The 17,352-nt window shown below is 48.6% G+C and carries 17 protein-coding genes and 1 pseudogene; 4 read left to right on the top strand and 14 right to left on the bottom strand.

The genetic code is table 11. The features are described 5' to 3' along the window. Nucleotides 1-8: 8 nt before the first annotated feature. The 14 genes and pseudogenes from PPHA_RS03720 to hemN form a co-directional block, all read right to left on the bottom strand. Nucleotides 9-251, bottom strand: a complete 243-nt coding sequence (locus PPHA_RS03720) for a type II toxin-antitoxin system Phd/YefM family antitoxin (protein ID WP_012507542.1) — start codon at nucleotides 249-251, stop codon at nucleotides 9-11. Between the two features lie 542 nt (nucleotides 252-793). Then, nucleotides 794-991, bottom strand: a pseudogene (locus tag PPHA_RS14995) (N-6 DNA methylase); the annotation flags it as partial. A gap of 235 nt (nucleotides 992-1,226) precedes the next feature. After that, entirely contained in the window at nucleotides 1,227-2,054 is an 828-nt protein-coding gene (locus tag PPHA_RS03715) for a DUF3800 domain-containing protein (RefSeq protein ID WP_012507541.1), read from the bottom strand. A 132-nt stretch (nucleotides 2,055-2,186) separates the two neighbouring features. Beyond that, nucleotides 2,187-2,321, bottom strand: a complete 135-nt coding sequence (locus PPHA_RS14990; RefSeq protein ID WP_012507540.1) for an SEL1-like repeat protein — start codon at nucleotides 2,319-2,321, stop codon at nucleotides 2,187-2,189. Between the two features lie 465 nt (nucleotides 2,322-2,786). Continuing rightward, nucleotides 2,787-4,421, bottom strand: a complete 1,635-nt coding sequence (locus tag PPHA_RS03705; RefSeq protein ID WP_012507539.1) for a type I restriction-modification system subunit M — start codon at nucleotides 4,419-4,421, stop codon at nucleotides 2,787-2,789. Between the two features lie 67 nt (nucleotides 4,422-4,488). Then, on the bottom strand, nucleotides 4,489-5,355 hold the full coding sequence (locus tag PPHA_RS03700; RefSeq protein WP_012507538.1) for an Rpn family recombination-promoting nuclease/putative transposase: 867 nt from the start codon (nucleotides 5,353-5,355) through the stop codon (nucleotides 4,489-4,491). Nucleotides 5,356-5,540: 185 nt separating this feature from the next. Beyond that, on the bottom strand, nucleotides 5,541-5,771 hold the full coding sequence (locus PPHA_RS03695; RefSeq protein ID WP_012507537.1) for a hypothetical protein: 231 nt from the start codon (nucleotides 5,769-5,771) through the stop codon (nucleotides 5,541-5,543). Between the two features lie 95 nt (nucleotides 5,772-5,866). Beyond that, nucleotides 5,867-6,067 carry a hypothetical protein gene (locus PPHA_RS03690; protein WP_012507536.1) on the bottom strand — a complete coding sequence of 67 codons (201 nt, stop codon included), beginning with the start codon at nucleotides 6,065-6,067 and terminating at the stop codon, nucleotides 5,867-5,869. Beyond that, nucleotides 6,064-6,582 carry a zeta toxin family protein gene (locus tag PPHA_RS03685; RefSeq protein ID WP_012507535.1) on the bottom strand — a complete coding sequence of 173 codons (519 nt, stop codon included), beginning with the start codon at nucleotides 6,580-6,582 and terminating at the stop codon, nucleotides 6,064-6,066. Before PPHA_RS03685 ends, PPHA_RS03690 begins: the two co-directional genes overlap by 4 nt. Beyond that, nucleotides 6,582-7,817: a restriction endonuclease subunit S gene (locus PPHA_RS03680; protein ID WP_012507534.1), complete on the bottom strand. Its 1,236-nt coding sequence runs from the start codon at nucleotides 7,815-7,817 to the stop codon at nucleotides 6,582-6,584. The genes PPHA_RS03685 and PPHA_RS03680 overlap by 1 nt, the downstream gene beginning before the upstream one ends. Next, nucleotides 7,814-8,071, bottom strand: a complete 258-nt coding sequence (locus PPHA_RS03675) for a DUF1016 N-terminal domain-containing protein (RefSeq protein ID WP_012507533.1) — start codon at nucleotides 8,069-8,071, stop codon at nucleotides 7,814-7,816. Before PPHA_RS03675 ends, PPHA_RS03680 begins: the two co-directional genes overlap by 4 nt. Then, nucleotides 8,061-11,060: a type I restriction endonuclease subunit R gene (locus PPHA_RS03670; RefSeq protein WP_012507532.1), complete on the bottom strand. Its 3,000-nt coding sequence runs from the start codon at nucleotides 11,058-11,060 to the stop codon at nucleotides 8,061-8,063. The genes PPHA_RS03675 and PPHA_RS03670 overlap by 11 nt, the downstream gene beginning before the upstream one ends. A gap of 228 nt (nucleotides 11,061-11,288) precedes the next feature. After that, the gene (locus tag PPHA_RS03660) at nucleotides 11,289-12,542 is read right to left on the bottom strand and encodes an AAA family ATPase (RefSeq protein ID WP_012507531.1); all 1,254 of its coding nucleotides are present in this window, start codon (nucleotides 12,540-12,542) and stop codon (nucleotides 11,289-11,291) included. A 314-nt stretch (nucleotides 12,543-12,856) separates the two neighbouring features. Then, a complete protein-coding gene (gene hemN / locus PPHA_RS03655; RefSeq protein ID WP_012507530.1) occupies nucleotides 12,857-14,275 on the bottom strand; it encodes an oxygen-independent coproporphyrinogen III oxidase in 1,419 nt (472 codons plus the stop codon). 265 nt (nucleotides 14,276-14,540) lie between these two features. Between hemN and purE the strand changes: the two genes are divergently transcribed. From purE to PPHA_RS03635, 4 genes are all read left to right on the top strand, one after another. Continuing rightward, complete coding sequence (gene purE, locus PPHA_RS03650; protein ID WP_012507529.1) at nucleotides 14,541-15,068, top strand: 5-(carboxyamino)imidazole ribonucleotide mutase; 528 nt, start codon at nucleotides 14,541-14,543, stop codon at nucleotides 15,066-15,068. Continuing rightward, nucleotides 15,055-15,555 carry a cupin domain-containing protein gene (locus PPHA_RS03645; protein ID WP_012507528.1) on the top strand — a complete coding sequence of 167 codons (501 nt, stop codon included), beginning with the start codon at nucleotides 15,055-15,057 and terminating at the stop codon, nucleotides 15,553-15,555. Before purE ends, PPHA_RS03645 begins: the two co-directional genes overlap by 14 nt. 175 nt (nucleotides 15,556-15,730) lie before the next feature. Next, nucleotides 15,731-17,035 (top strand): NAD(P)/FAD-dependent oxidoreductase, encoded by a 1,305-nt coding sequence (locus PPHA_RS03640; RefSeq protein ID WP_012507527.1) that lies wholly within the window; start codon nucleotides 15,731-15,733, stop codon nucleotides 17,033-17,035. Next, nucleotides 17,035-17,259 (top strand): hypothetical protein, encoded by a 225-nt coding sequence (locus PPHA_RS03635; RefSeq protein WP_012507526.1) that lies wholly within the window; start codon nucleotides 17,035-17,037, stop codon nucleotides 17,257-17,259. Before PPHA_RS03640 ends, PPHA_RS03635 begins: the two co-directional genes overlap by 1 nt. Nucleotides 17,260-17,352 lie beyond the last annotated feature (93 nt).

Raw genomic sequence — 17,352 nt, 5'->3', positions numbered from 1 at the left:
TAAATAGTTCATTTCAGTCCAAGAAACTCTTCCTCAGTCATTTTGAAATTATCAGCAAATGTGATTTTAACTTTTCCGTCAAGAATCCCGATTTTCCGCTCTTTTTTCTTTTCAGAATCGAGATAAGGAACGATCATGGCAATTGGTCTCTTTTTCTTGCCGTAAAGGATACCAAAAGACTCTCCCTGCTTCACTTTCTCAAGGATCTCAGAGAGTTGGGCTTTTACTTCACCCACAGGTAGTGTTTTCATATCTGTAGCATAGATTTACAAAAAATAATTGTCAACGTTTCAGGAAAGGTCAGATTTCAGGGAGAACGTCTGTGTTTCGCATCCTCGACCGAAAAGGTCAATCTAATAACAATCAGATTGATCTGCCCTAATCTGCAGATTGTTGAATTACAACCCACACCAAACGAGCAGAAGCTCATGACCAGGAATACTGCTAATCTTATATTTAGTATACAGTTAACACATTTTTTCAATTGTATTTCCGCATATTGTACAGGCTGGCATAATATATGCTGATTACCGCATCGCTTACAGGGTACGCCGAAGAAGAATATACACAGGAATTTTAAGTATCGCTTGATTTGTTGCGTAGTTTTCACACTGCTGCTTAACAGGAAACGGTATGGTACGTAACCACAGAACAAGACTTTTACCGGTCAACAATAGAGTTTTGGGCCGGAACAGTATCTGACAAACTCATCTCAGTTTTGCCGTGAAAACTGAATTTTAATAAATAACCTATCAAGCATCTTACTACCTTGCCCACCAGCTCACCACCTCGATTCAATTTCATCCATTGAGGCCCGGCGGGAGTAGCGCTCTTCATCTTTGCGGAATTGGTAGGTCTCAACAATTTTGTCGATATCATCCTGCCTCAGGCGGTTCCGGCGTTTGCCTTTTTCGAAGTGTTCGCTGGCGTTGATGAAGAGCACATCGTCGGGCTTCTTACATTTTTTGAGTACCAGAATGCATACCGGTATTTTTTCTTGCCACTGGATGGCTCCTGACTATCGAGCGTGACAATGGCGGAGAGAATGCTGGAGATCTGCTGCGGCGTGTAGAACTCGCCCGCTTTCTTGCCGGTTTGCGGTACGCAATCAAGATCCCCTATTATTTTTTATTTTATTTCTTGTATATTAATCTCAGCCTGTGTTGCATGAAGGTCGGCTCCAAGCCGTTGAAGGGTATCCTTCTTAGTGCAATGATGGGCTTTTTTTATTTGTTGTTTTTCAGGCAGTTATCGCTCGATAACTTTTTTTGCCGGTTGTAATAATTACCTCGACTTTTCCACTTTTCGAAGTCGTAGAGATCCTGCACCATAGCAACCTGGTCGCTGATATAATCGTAATATCTGGTTTCACCGCGTTCAAAAACACGCTGAATCGCCCAGCAAAAATAATCCGCAATATTCAGTAATGGTTCTGCTGTGGGCTGTTGGACGTTGAAGACAACGCTGCAATCGTTTGCTTTATCAGGTGCTTTCGATTGTGCCCTGGTGACAGCTTTGCTCAGTCCTTTTTGAAGGTTCGTATGCGTTGTACACTTGCTTCGATGCGATATGTTTAAAACCAGTTTACTGTATGCATTGAGTTTGTTTTTCAGTAAATGAGAAAGCAGGTCAGCATAAAATTCGGCCTCTTTGCCGTTGTGTTTGCTTTCGTAAAGAGTTGGTATTTTTCTGCCAACGACGACTTCAAAACTGCAGTCAATAGTTTTGATCAAGTCAAAAGCCATTTTTTTTACTTCAGGGAGATCATTTTTTGCATGAAGAAAATAGCCGCAAGAGGCTTTCATTTTTTCAATGCTTGGAACACCGTGAAAGTAGGAGTCTTCGGCAATAGCTTGCTGCAGTTCAATAACTTTTTTTCTTACCGTATCAAGTGGCTCATTGATTTTCAGCATTCCAAGAATAAAACAGTGCGATGAACCTTCATTGCCAATAACTGAAATCTTCCCTTTGCCGTAAAAAGTGGTATCGCCAGCTTCATCCAGAAAGCGGTGATGGATACATGGGTCCTTATCTGTACTCGTTACCTCAGACATAACTTTTCTGTTATTACCATTACCATAGCTTCCCGGTATTTACCAACAACTATTACTTGATTCTGCATCATTTATCGATTTCACGGTCTTCGCTGAGGCAAATGTTCATGGTTTGGGTTGGCGTTCTTGATATCAGCCTTTCTCTAATCTTGTTAATGCCTTCTGAGCTTCTGGCAGCTTTTGCTCTGCTGCTTTGCGATACCACTGCATCGCTTCGATGTAATTCTTGGCCACACCTTGGCCAAAAAAATACATTTTACCGAGCATTGCACTGCGCCATTGGGTTATTTGCTCCTGTGAAGGCGTTTCGGTTAACCCCTTGCATGGTTACAGTAAAAGGATTGCTGCAAGTAAACCGATGATGTAGCGCTTTATTTGAGATGGTTTAGGTTATCAATTATGTTCAAAACCACATTTTGATGTTCTTTGCCCAATGTTCGCTATCAGGAGTTAACAGACATAGGTATTCAAGATCCCTCTTCCTCAGTTTCTGGAACGCATCACAGCCTCTTCGCAAACCAGTCATTTACCACACATCGCAACGAGCTTGAAGTAGCGCGTTTAAAGTGGAAAGATAACGTAAAATATTGGAATGCGAAGGGCGGGGTTTTGTGTGGCTGGTTAGCGGTGTGCAGCAGAAGCAGGCTTTGCGGTGTGGGCTGCAAGCTGCAAAAGCGCGAAGTGGCGGCCAGTGGGTTAATGATCATTGTTGTTATAACCATGTGAGAGCCATCAATCAGTAGCTGCTCCCTGCTTGCCAACCGGTAAAAGATTCAACCCAAGCTCTTGAAGAAATTGGTTGTGTTTGTTGGTAGCGTGGACAATTCGCTCTTCGAGGTTAACCAAATCAGCGTGTACTGCCGTGAGGTCGATCTCTTCTTCTGCTGTGGCGGTGCTGATGTAGCGAGAGATGTTCAGGTTATAGCCGTTGGATTCAATTTCATCCATTGAGACCCGGCGGGAGTAGCGCTCTTCTTCTGTGCGGAATTGGTAGGTCTCAACAATTTTATCGATATCATCCTGCCGGAGGCGGTTCTGGCGCTTGCCTTTTTCGAAGTGTTCGCTGGCGTTGATGAAGAGCACGTCGTCGGGCTTTTTGCATTTTTTGAGCACGAGAATGCAGACCGGGATACCGGTGGAGAAAAAGAGGTTGGCAGGCAGACCGATGACGGTGTCGATGTGGCCGTCTTTGAGCAGTTTGGTGCGGATGCGCTCTTCTACGCCGCCTCGGAAGAGGACGCCGTGAGGGAGGATGATGGCCATGGTGCCCTCTTTGGCGAGGTATTGGAAGCCGTGGAGGAGAAAGGCGAAGTCGGCGGCGGATTTGGGGGCGAGGCCGTAGTTCTTGAAGCGGACGTCGTCGCCCAAGGCGTCGGTGAGTTCCCAGCGGTAGCTGAAGGGTGGATTGGCCACCACCGCATCAAAGTGCTTCTTTTTGGCGGGGTTGGCTTCGCGCAGCATCTCCCAGTCGTTGAGGAGGGTGTCGCCGTGGAAAATTTCGAATTCGGAATCTTTCACACCGTGCAGCAGCATGTTCATGCGTGCCAGGTTGTAGGTGGTGATGTTGGACTCTTGCCCGTAGATTTTTCCAATGCCATACTGCCCCATTTTCTTGCGCACATTGAGCAGCAGTGAGCCGGAACCGCAGGCAAAATCGAGCACACTGATCAGATACTTTTTCTTGCCACTGGATGGTTCCTGACTGTCGAGGGTGACAATGGCGGAGAGAATGCTGGAGATCTGCTGCGGGGTGTAGAACTCGCCCGCTTTTTTGCCGGAACCGGCGGCAAACTGACCGATCAGGTATTCGTAGGCATCGCCAAGGGTATCGCTGTCTGTTGAAAACCCGGCCAGCCCCTCTGCGATTTTGGTGATGATGGTGCAGAGTTTGGCGTTGCGATCGGTATAGTGCTTGCCCAGTTTTTCCGAGCTGAGGTTGATTTCCGAAAAGAGGCCCTGAAAGGTGCTGGCAAAGGATTCGTTCTCAATGTAATCAAAGGCTTTTTGCAGGGTATGCAGTAACTCCCCGTCCTGCGTGCGGGCCATTTCGGCAATGCTGCCCCAGAGGTATTGCGGCTGGATGACATAGTGCACCTTGAGGCGCATCTGTTTTTCAAATTCAGCACTATCACCGGGATTGTTGTTATACCAGAGTTGCAGCGGCGTGGTGCCGGGCTGCTCCCGGCTATCCGGGAAGTCCGTGCCCAGCTCTTTTTTGGCAGCGGCTTCGTAGTTGTCGGAGAGGTAGCGCAGGAAGAGGAAGGAGAGCATGTAGTCGCGGAAATCGTCGGCGTTCATGGCTCCGCGCAGTTGGTCGGCAATGCCCCAGAGGGTAGTGCCCATTTGTTTCTGGTTTTGTTCGGTCATGACTGATTTTTAGTGTGCTCCATTGCTTTTCTGCTGATCGGTCCAAGGGGAAAAGCGCAAACCCTGACTATAGCCCTTCCACAAGAGTAATCGGCAGACCGGTACAACGTGAAATCGTTTCGATATTAAGACCTGACTCTTTAAGCCTTTTTGCAACTTCCATGGCCTTTTGCTGGCTCCCCTCTACTATCCCCTCAGCCTTGCCCTCATCATAAGCGGTATCGACAACATTCTTCAGGTCACGATATATCTTGAGGCTCTCTTCATAAGCTGCCGCTTCAACACTCGAATACTTTGCGATTTCTGCCAGTTCAAATACCTTGAGGAAGACCCTCTCCTGAAGAGGAGCCGGGCGATCAGTAAGCTCAGGGAGGTGGCGGAGAAGAAAACACCATTTGTCGAAGTCAGTAACAAGCTCTTCAATCGTTTTGGTGAACTTGGGAAGTTCGAGGTAAATAAAGGTGAGCTTGTCGGAGAAAACTGCGCCCGTTGAACGGTCAACCAGCTTTACTTCATGGTGAACGACCTCATTATCGGCTTTATCCTCATCAAAGACGAAATCAAGAATACCAACCATGTAGACCGACTTCAGGCAGAAATTCCACGATCCACTCTGCGCCTGCTGTTGAACAGGAAAGGTGGCATAAAATATCGATCGATCCTTGAAGTAGTTCTGCTTTGCCCGTTGCATCTCTACAATAAATTTTTCACCCTTTTCATTTTCACAATAAAGGTCAAAAATTGCTCTGCGGTCGTACTCGCTCCGCCCGACCTGCTCATTGGGCAAAAAGGAAAGGTCAGAAACGGTCCCCGCCTCGGCAGGCAAGAGCGTGTTCAGAAACGCTATCAGCAGATCCTTGTTTACCTCGGAGCCGAAGATTTTCTTGAAACCAAAGTCGGTAAAGGGATTTATGTAACGGTCTTTTAAAAGCATAGTGCAGTCCCCTGCTGAACTGAATTTCAATGAGTCCACTGTTGTCTGTTAATATAGGAACTCAGGGGTATCCTGCAATGAATCACAATACCAAGTCGGGAGGCTCGGGATTGATAGATTCTTTTGCCTCGGATGCCTGGCGGCGCAGCTCTTCGGCTGAAATCCACACCAATTTTCCATCTTTCTCAATCACGATACTGGTCCCGGCTGCTTGCGATATACTCGTCAATCATTTGTCGGGATTGATGAGCTACTCCATAATAACTGCGCGGGTTAAAGGTCTCCGCCGGTGCTGGTGTTTGCCGGGCAGAGATACCCTCTTCCTTTGTCAATTGTTCGAGAAGAATTTGCACTAACCTGAATTTATCGGCATGTGACAGGGTGGCTACGGAGGGCAAAAGGTCGTTGATTGACATAGTGATTTACTCTAAACGCTCATTGTACATGGCGACTACTCGCATCAGTGCTTTTTTATGAATCTTGATCGTGTCGAGCTTTTAATTTTTTTCGGTCATGATTTTTTTGCTCCCTCGGATGCTTGGCGGCGCAGCTCTTCGGCTGAAATCCGCACCACTTTTCCATTTTCCACAGTCACGATATTGGTATTCGTTTGAATAGCGGTTTCACGAGCTAATGCGGCGGCGCGTTTCATGGCGGCCATTGAAGCACGCATAGCTGGGTCTTTAGCCGTTGAAATATCTTTTGCGTTCACAGGTTTTCTCCCCATTCTAATAAGACCGGTGTATCACCAGTGTTGTCGTATTTAGCCCAAGCATCTACCTCAGCTTTGTAGTGTTGCTCAAAGTTACGCAATCCCGCTATAAAACGGCGGCGGATTACTGGTTCAGGAATATTATGCCCTCCCTGGCGTACGCGCTCCGCTACACGTGCAATGGCCGCTTCGACATTGGGTAACGCCAGAAAATAGAGGCTAACCAAATAGCCTTGAGCACGCCATTGCTGGATATGCATCAAATAACCCTGTCCGGATAGGGTGGTTTCAAATGCGAAACTTTCTTCACGTCGCACACAAGCGGCAATCTCTTCCAACATGACTCGTCCGGCTTTGATGGCAGCCACCTCAGGGGCAAAGGGTGACAGCCCGGCGGCAATGAGATCGGCATTGATGAAGCGCAGGCATTGAGCTTCTTTTGGCAGAAACGAGCGGGCAAAGGAGGTTTTTCCTGCGCCATTGGGTCCGGCGATAATGATGATTTTTTTGTCCATCAGCTTGATACCTCCTCCATTGCCGGGAAAAGCTGCTGCATCAGTGCTTTTTTATGGGTTTTAAGCGTGGCGAGCTTTTGGGTTTGTGCGATGATCAGGTCGTCTATGGATGAAAGGCAGTCGGCGATTTTTTGTTGTTCTTCCGGGGATGGAACTGGTATTGGAAAAAGCCTTATCCGCTCCAGAGCTAACTTCGGCTGAGCATTATTGGTAACAGAAGAAGAAATAAGCTGTTGTGCAGACTCTCCAGTTAAATAGTGCAACAAATATTTCTTTGCTATACTTTTCACTATAATCTTATTGGCATTTTCAGTGAGATTGGCATTATCCAACTCTTCGGGCACTTCTCCTACAATTCCGATCGTCCCAGCAACAGTTATAAACAAATCGTTTTTTGAAATTTTGTAACTTCTTATTTGCTTCTCAATCTCGCTTGGGATGTATAACACAGAAGATGTATCTATTCCGCCCATGTACATATCACTTACCCTAACGTAGGGGTAGTCTGTTTTTTCATTGGTCAATGAAAAACCTTTAGGGATTCTCTTTCCGCCTTTTATTTCGCATATCTTTCCCAGATGCTTCTCTTCCCACTCCCCCGCATCCTGAAACTCGGGAAAGCGCAGCTTGGGGAGGGTTTCGCCTTCTGCCGGGAAGAGATGTTGCATCAGCCCTTTTTTGTGGGTCTTGAGCGTGTCGAGCTTTTGGGTTTGGGCAGTGATCAGGTCGTCGATGGATGAAAGGCAGTCGGCGATTTTTTGTTGTTCTGGCTTTGACGGATATGCAAGTGGATACTCTTGCATTAAAAAGATATCTCCTCTTGGCATTTTCACACCTTTAGCCCCCTTCATGACATATTCGATGAATACATCATTTTTGAGCATAAAGGATAAATATCGATCACCAACTTTTTCTTTCGCACGAATAACAATCACATCATTTGAAGCGCCGCCCTCTTTACTTGCAAACCAAACCTTTTTTAAGTAAGGGCGTATATTCGATATGAGAATATCATTTATTTTAAACCGGGTTGCAGAGCCTGACGGTGGTAATTTAGGTGCTGTTACCATTCCTTCATAATCAGGCAAAATGTTTACTGTGCTTACATAGTTAGAGAGTGAGAGTTGCTCTAAAGGCATTCTTTCGTTGACAAAGACTGAAACCTTTCCCAGCACATCTCTATCCCACTCCCCCGCATCCCGAAACTCCGGAAAGCGCAGCTTGGGTACATTCATAATTCACCCCCTTGTGGTGTTTCCCGATTCAAAGCACCTTCATTAGCATACAACTCATTCAGTTTATTGCTCTTGCATCGCGAAAAAATGAGGGTGTTGTGCCTCCAGGACAATTCTCTCGCCAGTGATGAGTGTTTTTCATCTGCCTGGCAGATTTCATAACATTGCTTCATGCGCCACTGGTTTTTATCACCAAACTCTTGTTGTGTATCGAGTGTGTTCACCACTTTTACTTGTGGTTCATTATTGCTCATACGCCTCCAGCCCTGAAATTTCGCGTCCTTGCGCAAGTTTGTGCAGCACGGGAATCAGCTCTTCCATCAGGGCCAGCTCGTTTTGCCTTCTCTGTTTCCAGTTGAGGCCGAGCGGGGCGAGCAGATCGGTCAGGTGTTCGCCGTCGAAGATCATGCGCTGCATGATGCCATCGACAAAGGCCTGGAGCACGGAGGTTTCCAGTCCGTGCTTTTCGGCAATTTCGGCCAGTTGTTGGGCGCTCTTTTCGGCCTTGAAGGTTTCGTAACCCTGACGGATGTCGCTCTCTTTCAACCCTTCGCCTGACTTGAGGGTGCCAATATAGTCGGCAATGTCTTCGCGAACTTCAAGGAGGTTGGCCTCGGAGTCGATGAGACCGATAAGCTCGGTGCGGGTCATCTTTTGTTTGCCGGGCAGTTGCTGCGAGTAGCTTGTAATCAGGGTCATGATGTAATCGTAATCAATCATGGCTGAGGCAAAGAGCACGAATTCAAAGTCGAGCTGCTCTGTTTCCGGGCCGTCGCTGCCTTTTTTCTGTTTTTCTTTCATGCGCTGGGCGGTTTCGAGATAGACGCCACGGAAGCCCTGCAATTGCTCTTGTGGGATGACCCGGCTGATGCTGGCGGCATTTTCCGGCGTCAGGTCGGTGTATTGGTCGAGCTGGGTCTTGAGGCGCTGCACCTCCTTGAAGAGGTTGATGAACTGGCCTCGTGCGGCGTCGCCCTTGAGGTTCGCCACCTCTTGAGGGGCGCTTTCCAGCCCCTGAGAGCGCATGAATTCGTCCAGCTTTTTAACCGCAATTTCGAGTTTGTTGATGACCACCGGTGCGGAATCGACCAGCCAGATTTCGGTGGCGCGGTCGGCTTGTTCGCCAGAGAATAGTTTGATGGCTTCATCGACGGCGCTTTGCTGCTGGCGGAAGTCGAGAATGGTGCCGTAGGGCTTGGTGCCGTTCAGTACGCGGTTGGTGCGTGAGAAGGCCTGAATGAGCCCGTGGTACTTGAGGTTTTTGTCGACGTAGAGGGTGTTCAGGAATTTGGAGTCGAAGCCGGTGAGCAGCATGTCGACCACGATTATCAGGTCGATCTTCTGCGCGTGCGGCAAGTCCTGGTTGGGGTATTGCTGATCTTTGATACGCTTTTGCACATCTTGGTAGTAGAGGTCGAATTCGTCGATGCGGTGGTTGGTTTTGTAACGGTCGTTGTAGTCGGCAATGATGGCTTTGAGGGCCGCCTTTTTTTTGTCCGGGTCTTCCTCGTTATCGGCCTTTTCCTGTGGCAGATCTTCCTGAAGCTGCTTGATGTCTGCCACATTCTTTTCGTTTCGATTCCCAGCATCACCAGCAATGGCCTGGGCAGGCGGGGAAAAGACGCAGGCGATGTTGAGTGGCTGGAAATTTTCATCTTTGGCCTGCTTTTCCTCCTGAATGCTCTTGAACAGCTCGTGATAAGCTATGGCGTCGTTGATAGATGCGGTGGCCAGAAGGGCGTTAAACTTGCGCCCGTAGGTGGCGGTATCGTGTTTTTGAAGGATGGCTTCAACGATGGCTTTTTTTGCCAGCGTTTCGCCGGGCTTGGGCGTGTTCTTACCTTCGGGCTTGAAATAGTCGATGTGGAAGCGCAGGACGTTGCGGTCTTCGATGGCGTGGGTAATGGTGTAGGCATGCAGTTGCTGCTGGAAGATCTCTTCCGTGGTTTTCCAGGTGGCCTGCTCCCCTTCAATCTGCTGGTAGCTGGCGTTTTCGGGGAAAATTGGTGTGCCGGTGAAGCCGAAGAGCTGGGCGTTGGGGAAAAACTCTTTGATCGCCTTGTGGTTTTCGCCGAACTGGGAGCGGTGGCATTCGTCAAAGATGAAAACCATGCGCTTTTTGCGGAGCAGTTCGAGCCGCTCCTTGTAGTTGCGTTTGTTGCTGCCGTCGAGGGCAAGGCCGAGCTTCTGGATGGTGGTGACGATCACTTTATTGGCATAGTCATCGGAGAGCAACCGCTGCACCAGGGTTTCGGTGTTGGTGTTCTCTTCGACGCACTTCTCCTGAAAGCGGTTGAACTCCTCCCGCGTCTGCCGGTCGAGGTCTTTGCGGTCAACGACGAAAAGGCATTTGTCGATATCCGGGTTATCCTTGAGCAGGGTTGATGCCTTGAAGGAGGTGAGGGTTTTGCCGCTGCCGGTGGTGTGCCAGATGTAGCCGTTACCGCAGTTCTGGTGAATGCACTCCACGATAGCCTTGACGGCATAGATCTGGTAGGGGCGCATCATCATCAGCTTTTGCTCGCTCGTCACCAGCACCATGTAGCGGCTGATCATTTCGCCGAGGGTGCATTTGGCGAGGAACTTTTCGGCGAAGCTGTCGAGATGGGTGATTTTTTTGTTGTCTTCTCCGGCGAACTGGTAGAACGGCAGAAAACGCTCGTCGGCGTTAAAGCTGAAGTGGCGACTGTTATTGTTGGCGAAGTACCAGGTGTCGGTGCGGTTGCTGACGATGAAGAGTTGCAAAAAGCAGAGCAGGGTTTTGCTGTAGCCGTTGCCGGGGTCGTTTTTGTACTCGACAATCTGCTGCATGGCGCGGCGCGGGCTGATGGCGAGGGTCTTCAGCTCGATCTGAACCACCGGCACACCGTTGATGAGGAGCAACACATCGTAGCGGTGATGGCTGTTGTTGGTGTTGATGCGGAGCTGGTTGACGACCTCGAAGCTGTTTTTGCACCACTCCCGGATGTTGACCAGAGTGTAGAAGAGTGGTGTGCCGTCGTCGCGCTCGAAGCTGTTGCGTTCGCGCAGATGACGAGAGGCGGCGAAAACGTCCGGGGTGACGATTTGATCGAGCAGCCGGGCAAACTCGGCGTCGGTGAGATGAATCTGGTTGAGGGCTTCGAACTTTTCGCGGAAGTTTTTTTCGAGTGCGTCCCGGTCGCGAATGTCGGGGCGGTAGCTGTATTTGAGATCCTGGAGTTTATCGATCAGGCTCAGCTCGGTCTGGTTTTCAGTTGTCATGCAGATATCTTATGAATACTTTGCCAAGATTATTGCCATCAGCCCGATTCGGTTTGTTGAGCACTTGGAATCCCATCCCTTGATCATCTCTATCAAAATAATGAAGCTCCGTTTTTTCACCCTCAGTAATAATCAGGATACGGTCGCAACCCCTGGAAAACGGCTTCTTCCGCAGTAAACTGGTTTTTTCCCGGCTCTTCTGATGGTGCTCTCTGGCCATATTATTCCTCAAAACATCACATCATTGATGAAAGGAATCGCTCCATATCGTCCGACAAGATAGCCTTTTTCAAGAGCTTCGTTTTTTCTTGGCCTGAAATCTGTAAGAGGGTAAAGGTGTGTTGCGTGAGATTGATCCTTTTCAACAAACCAGATCTGATCTCTGCGAAATAATTTCACGTCCATGATGGAGGTATCATGTGTTGTAAAAATAAGCTGAGCCCCATTCGTGTTAGAGATGGATGAATTGATTACGTTCAGGAGGAACCGAACAATTTTGGTATGTAAACTCCCATCCAACTCATCAACGATCAAGACACTCCCGTTCTGCAACACATCAAGAATTGGTCCGGCAAAGGCGAACATGCGCTGAGTTCCTGTTGACTCATCGTGAATTTCGAATTTTGCAGCTCCTTCTGCACCTTTATGCAAAAAAACAGGCATCAGTGCTTCGGAATCAAGAACTTGATGAACAGGAGGTTTTTCGCCCTCAATCTTAAGCGACAACTCTCTTGTTTTACGCATCTCCAGTGATAATTCTGAAATGCTGAAATCAGCAGCATTTAAAAAATCAAGCAACTTTTTATTGCCTTCAGGCTGCTGAGCAAGAACTGTTGAAAACTCTATCATTGGCTGTTCTCCCGCGCCTATAATATTGAGTTGCTGCACAATCCAGAGAAAGACAGGCCGTAAAGCACTGCTGTTAAGATCGACGGCTTTGGAGAGAAACAATGCGTTTGAGCGGGTCGATTTTTGCCACAGTTTTTTTTCACCCACCAGGAACGTACTGAACGTATACTCATCCTCCTTTATCTTGGAATTGTAACGTCGATCAAACCAAATTTGTGGCTTGGATGTTTTGTAAACTAACAGCCACTCGGAAGTAATTCTTTCAGAAAGCAGTGAAAATCCATATTGATATCGGATTCCATCTATAATAAAGGTGACTTCAAACTCACTTGGCTTGGATGATGAGATGCCATCAAGCTTGAAGGGCTGGAAATGAAATTTTTGCCCCTCCTTGATTTGCGTAGCAGACTCGGCGACAACCCCTTTCATAAATGCCAACGCATTTATAATATTTGATTTACCACTCGCATTGGCACCATAGATGACCGCAGACTTTAGCAGTGAGGGAGTGGACTTCGATCCGCTGCAAATTAAATGAGTCTCCGAATGCTCGTTATCAGTATTTGCAACAAGGCTCAGGCGAAGCTCTTCTCTGATTGAGCGAAAATTTGAAACACGAAATTCTACAAGCATAGTTTACCTATTAATATTTATTTGATATTCGCACAAAAAGCGCAAAAAATCAAATAATATTTATACTATACACTATTTTGTTCAATGTTTTTGCTTCAGATAGCAGCATTCTGTGATATCATTACGCGAAAGTGGTCAACTGACCTTGCACAAAATAATCTCTCGTGCTCAGCTACCGCTGCAGGGCAACACCAACCAATCCTGAAATCGGACAACAATTGAAGCAAACGGGATCTTCCCTGAATTTCATCACATGGACAAAAAAAAAAGGGTGACCAAAATCACCCTTTTCAAATTGTGCTGAACCGGAGTGTTCAACCGACTTTTTGTGCCTTTGCGAGGCGGGCTTTTTCAATGTAGGTTTTCTGGATATCACGCGATACGTTGTATGCCTTTGAGAGGCTGTCGGAGCTCCAGAGCCTTGCATCGAAGGCCATGCAGATATTGCGGAGAAAGGGTATGCCCGCTTCGGTTACGCGAACACTTTTGTCTCCCAGAACAACGATGCCGTCGTTCTGCATATCTTCAAGACGGTAGAGGGCGATATCGAGTTCATCAGTGTAGAGCTTGGGATCTTCCCATGAGGTCTCCTGCTTGCACATCAGGTTGAGGATGTGACGGCGAAGCACAAGATCTTCGTCGGTCAGCAGGTGGCCGCGATGGAGCGGGAAACGCCCTTCGTTCACCACTTTGATATATTCAATATCGTTACGTTCGTTCTGTGCAAATGCATACCAGGTGTCACTGATGGAGGATGAGCCGAGGGCAAGCATCATCTGCGTGGTATTTTCGGTATAGCCCATGAAATTGCGATGCAGGGTTCCATTTTTCGCTGCGATATAGAGAGCGTCACCTTCGATGGCGAAATGATCCATGCCGATTTCGTGGTAGCCGATGGATTCAAGCATGGCGCTGCCTTTGTCATAAAGCTCCTGCTTGGCATCGCCAACCGGCAAGTCCGACTCCTTGAACTTCCGCTGTCCTTCGTACATGTGCGGATTGTGGCCATAGGCATAGAAGGCAAGGCGATCGGGCTTGAGCTCCATGACCTTCTGGATGGTGTCGGTAATGGTGGCCATCGTCTGCTTGGGCAGGCCATAAACGAGATCAAAATTGATGGAGGTAAAACCGATCTGGCGGGCAATATCAACCTTTTCCTTGACCAGTTCGAATGACTGAAGGCGGTTGATCTCCTCCTGCACAATCGGGTCGAAATCCTGGATTCCAAAACTCATACGACGGAAGCCGACACTGTAGAGCGCTTCGAGGTGCTCTTTGGAGGTTGAGCGGGGATTGGTCTCAAAGCTGAACATGTAGTTGTCCATCTTGTTGACATTTTTGCAGATCCCGTCAATGAGGGTGACAAGGTTTTCCGGACTGAAGAAGGTTGGGGTTCCGCCGCCGATGTGCAGCTCCTTGACATTGAGGCGTCCGGGAAAAACATCGGTGTACATCTGCCACTCTTTGAGCAGAGCCTCAAGATAGGGCGCTTCATAGGAGTGATCCTGTGTACGGTGAGCGTTACAGCCGCAGAAGTAACAGTGGTTCTCACAGTAGGGAATGTGGATGTACAGGCTGATTCCGGTGGTTTCGTTGCTGTCGTTAAAACCTTTGACCATCGCCTCTTTCCACTGCTCCTGGGTAACACCGTCGGTGCTCCATGAGGGAATGGTGGGATAACTGGTGTAACGGGGGCCGGGATTGCTGTATTTTACTGCGAGATTAGTTGCCATTGTTATCTTCCTCTACAAGTATTATTTTTTTAAATTAACTCTCGTGAAAATACATAAAACTCGGCAATTTCATAAATCATTAGCCTATTAACAGGCCCGGAATCCCTGTTTTTCAAGGCTTCTGTTCCGCTCTGCCAATATGCTTTCCCAACAGTGTTCACCAAATCCGGCTCCCGAAGAGATAACAACCAGAAACGAGGATGCCTTCTCCAAGGAGTTCGCTACGCAAGCCATTTACGGACAAACCAATAAATAATACCTTTATATGACTCAAAAAAAAACAGATACTAACCGACCGACTGTCGGCATCATCATGGGTTCTGACTCTGATTTCGACATTATGAAGGAGGCGGTACTGGTTTGTGATGAGTTCGGTATTGCCTCAGAGATTTCGGTTATTTCTGCTCACCGCACACCGCACGACCTCGAAGCATACGCCACTTCGGCCATTGAACGTGGCCTGAAAGTTATTATTGCCGGAGCTGGCGGCGCGGCGCATCTGCCGGGTGTTACTGCAGCCATGACGGTGCTGCCGGTTATCGGCGTGCCGATTTTCAGCAAAAAACTTAACGGTCAGGACTCGCTCTACTCCATCGTGCAGATGCCTGCGGGCATTCCTGTGGCGACAGTAGGTATCGACAATGCCCGGAATGCCGCTCTGCTTGCCGTCCAGATTCTTGCCCTCTCTGATGAAGCGCTGATGGCAGCACTGCTTGAGTTCCGCAAAAAACTTGCCGACGCATCCCGTCAGAAAACTGCGAAAATCCGTGAAAAGCTCCATGCAAAAAGCTGAGTTCTGGATTGAGAGCCTTCAACTTGTGGCGCATCCGGAAGGGGGATACTACCGGGAAACCTGGAGGAGCGAAGGCGGCTATTCCTTCCCGGATGCATCTCCCTTCAATGGCCCACGCTCTTATGCAACGGCCATTTACTACCTACTCAAAAGCACGGATCGCTCAAAACTACACCGCATTCATTCCGACGAACTCTGGTTTTTCCATGCAGGCGATCCCCTCACCGTGCATTTTTTCCCTCAGGATGGTGATCCGTCAAGCTTTACGCTCGGCCTCTCGCCGGGTATGGGGCAGGTTCTGCAGGGAGTCGCCCCCAAAGAGAGCTGGTTTGGCGCCTGTTGTGAAAATCCGGGTGAAGAGAGCTATGCGCTGGTCAGTTGCGTCGTCGCGCCCGGTTTTGATTTTCGCGACTTTGCTTTCGCCGACAGGGAGATGTTACAAAAAAAATACCCCCGACATGCTGAACTCATCATGCGTCTCACCTGAAAAGAGAGCGCACGCCAGAGAACACTGCAAGTTGCAAAATTGAAAAAAATGCTGCCAAACAAACGGTATTGCATGAAAAACTGTTAAATAGCGTCATAAAGCTGAATGCATCGCTCAGGCATGCAAAAGAAATGTATACATCCACCCTTTTCCCGGAAAAGGAAATAACAGTGACATGAAAAAGAGGGTTGTAATTATAGGCGGAGGATTCGCAGGGCTGAATACGGCCAGAGTGCTCGGCAATAAAGAGGATATCGAAATTACCCTTATCGACAGGAAGAACTATCACCTCTTCCAGCCACTCCTGTACCAGGTTGCGATGGCAGCTCTTGGTGAGGGAGATATTGCCGCCCCGCTGAGAAATATGCTGGCAAACTACCGGAACGTAACCGTTTTCAAGGGTATTGTCGAGCACATTGATATGGAGAACAAAACCGTAGTAACCGATTTCCACAATATTCCCTACGATTATCTGGTTCTTGCCTGCGGTGTACAGCACCACTATTTCGGCCACAACGAGTGGGAAGAGTTTGCCCCAGGGCTGAAAACCCTTGCACAGGCCAAAGAGATACGGCGGCGGGTGATGGAGGCTTATGAACGGGCTGAGCGGACAACTGATTTTGTCGAGCGCAAAAAACTGCTCACCTTTGTCATTGTCGGCGGCGGGCCAACCGGGGTTGAGCTTGCTGGTTCTATCGGTGAAATGAGCCGCTATACCCTCTCCAAGTTTTACCGGAACATTGACCCCAAGCTTACCCGCATCTTTATTGTTGAGGCTGCTCCGCGCATTCTTGGCTCTTTTTCTCCTGATCTTGCAAGCAAGGCGACCCGGTCGCTTGAGAAGCTTGGTGTGCAGGTCTGGACCAACAGTATGGTCAGCGAGGTTGACGCCGACGGGGTACAAATCGGTAATGAGCGTATCGAAGCGGCAACCGTGCTCTGGGCGGCTGGCGTGACTGCCATTGAGATCGGCAAAACAATGGAGGGAGTGGAAACCGACCGTATCGGGCGCATCGTGGTCAGCGAAGATCTCAGCATTCCGGGCCATCCGGAGATATTTGTAGGCGGCGACCTTGCGCACTTTGTTTCAGAGAACGGAAACCCTTTGCCGGGACTTGCTCCCGTAGCGTTACAGCAGGGTCGGGCTATCGGCAAAAACATTTTACTTGACCTGAAAACAAAGGCAAGAAAGGTATTCCGATACCGCGACAAAGGACAGATGGCCACCATCGGAAAAAACAAGGCTATCGTTGAGTTTGGTGGTCTGAAATTTGACGGAATTTTTGCCTGGTTCACCTGGCTTCTGGTGCATATCTACTTCCTGACCAGCTTCCGTCACCGGGTCTTTGTGCTTTTGCAGTGGGGATGGTCGTACTTTACCTTCAGCTATGGCGCCCGTCTGATTGTCAACCGGGAGTGGCGCTTCTATCCTGATGCCGATTCCTGTGCACTTCGGAAAGAAAAAGCGAAAAAGGAGTGATGCAGAAAAGCGCTGCCGGAATGGTCATGGGGCTGCTTCTGGGAGGTACTTTTATCGGGATAGCCCTCTATCTCCTCTTTTTCCCGGACATCTCCCCTGCCGGGATGAAAGAGGATCTCCGCCTTTATGCCCTGCTGACCGGCGCTTACGGTATCTGGCGCCTTATCCGCGTCTGGCTGGTGTGGAGAGCTGGAGAAGAACCGTATAACGATCAGGATGAGTGACCACAGCCCCTTTCGGCGGTTTGAGTCCAGCGACTGTACACCAGTTTCGAGGTACCTGATAAAAAACGTATCCAGAGTTCCAGAAATCAGAAT

The organism is Pelodictyon phaeoclathratiforme BU-1 (genome assembly GCF_000020645.1).
Classification (GTDB): domain Bacteria; phylum Bacteroidota; class Chlorobiia; order Chlorobiales; family Chlorobiaceae; genus Chlorobium; species Chlorobium phaeoclathratiforme.
This window is presented reverse-complemented; position numbering and strand designations above follow the sequence as displayed.

Coding starts and splice junctions, on each gene's coding strand:
- PPHA_RS03720 (WP_012507542.1), bottom strand. CDS start 251: ATGAAAACACTACCTGTGGGTGAAGTAAAAGCCCAACTCTCTGAGATC.
- PPHA_RS03715 (WP_012507541.1), bottom strand. CDS start 2,054: ATGTCTGAGGTAACGAGTACAGATAAGGACCCATGTATCCATCACCGC.
- PPHA_RS14990 (WP_012507540.1), bottom strand. CDS start 2,321: ATGCTCGGTAAAATGTATTTTTTTGGCCAAGGTGTGGCCAAGAATTAC.
- PPHA_RS03705 (WP_012507539.1), bottom strand. CDS start 4,421: ATGACCGAACAAAACCAGAAACAAATGGGCACTACCCTCTGGGGCATT.
- PPHA_RS03700 (WP_012507538.1), bottom strand. CDS start 5,355: ATGCTTTTAAAAGACCGTTACATAAATCCCTTTACCGACTTTGGTTTC.
- PPHA_RS03695 (WP_012507537.1), bottom strand. CDS start 5,771: ATGTCAATCAACGACCTTTTGCCCTCCGTAGCCACCCTGTCACATGCC.
- PPHA_RS03685 (WP_012507535.1), bottom strand. CDS start 6,582: ATGGACAAAAAAATCATCATTATCGCCGGACCCAATGGCGCAGGAAAA.
- PPHA_RS03680 (WP_012507534.1), bottom strand. CDS start 7,817: ATGAATGTACCCAAGCTGCGCTTTCCGGAGTTTCGGGATGCGGGGGAG.
- PPHA_RS03675 (WP_012507533.1), bottom strand. CDS start 8,071: ATGAGCAATAATGAACCACAAGTAAAAGTGGTGAACACACTCGATACA.
- PPHA_RS03670 (WP_012507532.1), bottom strand. CDS start 11,060: ATGACAACTGAAAACCAGACCGAGCTGAGCCTGATCGATAAACTCCAG.
- PPHA_RS03660 (WP_012507531.1), bottom strand. CDS start 12,542: ATGCTTGTAGAATTTCGTGTTTCAAATTTTCGCTCAATCAGAGAAGAG.
- hemN (WP_012507530.1), bottom strand. CDS start 14,275: ATGGCAACTAATCTCGCAGTAAAATACAGCAATCCCGGCCCCCGTTAC.
- purE (WP_012507529.1), top strand. CDS start 14,541: ATGACTCAAAAAAAAACAGATACTAACCGACCGACTGTCGGCATCATC.
- PPHA_RS03645 (WP_012507528.1), top strand. CDS start 15,055: ATGCAAAAAGCTGAGTTCTGGATTGAGAGCCTTCAACTTGTGGCGCAT.
- PPHA_RS03640 (WP_012507527.1), top strand. CDS start 15,731: ATGAAAAAGAGGGTTGTAATTATAGGCGGAGGATTCGCAGGGCTGAAT.
- PPHA_RS03635 (WP_012507526.1), top strand. CDS start 17,035: ATGCAGAAAAGCGCTGCCGGAATGGTCATGGGGCTGCTTCTGGGAGGT.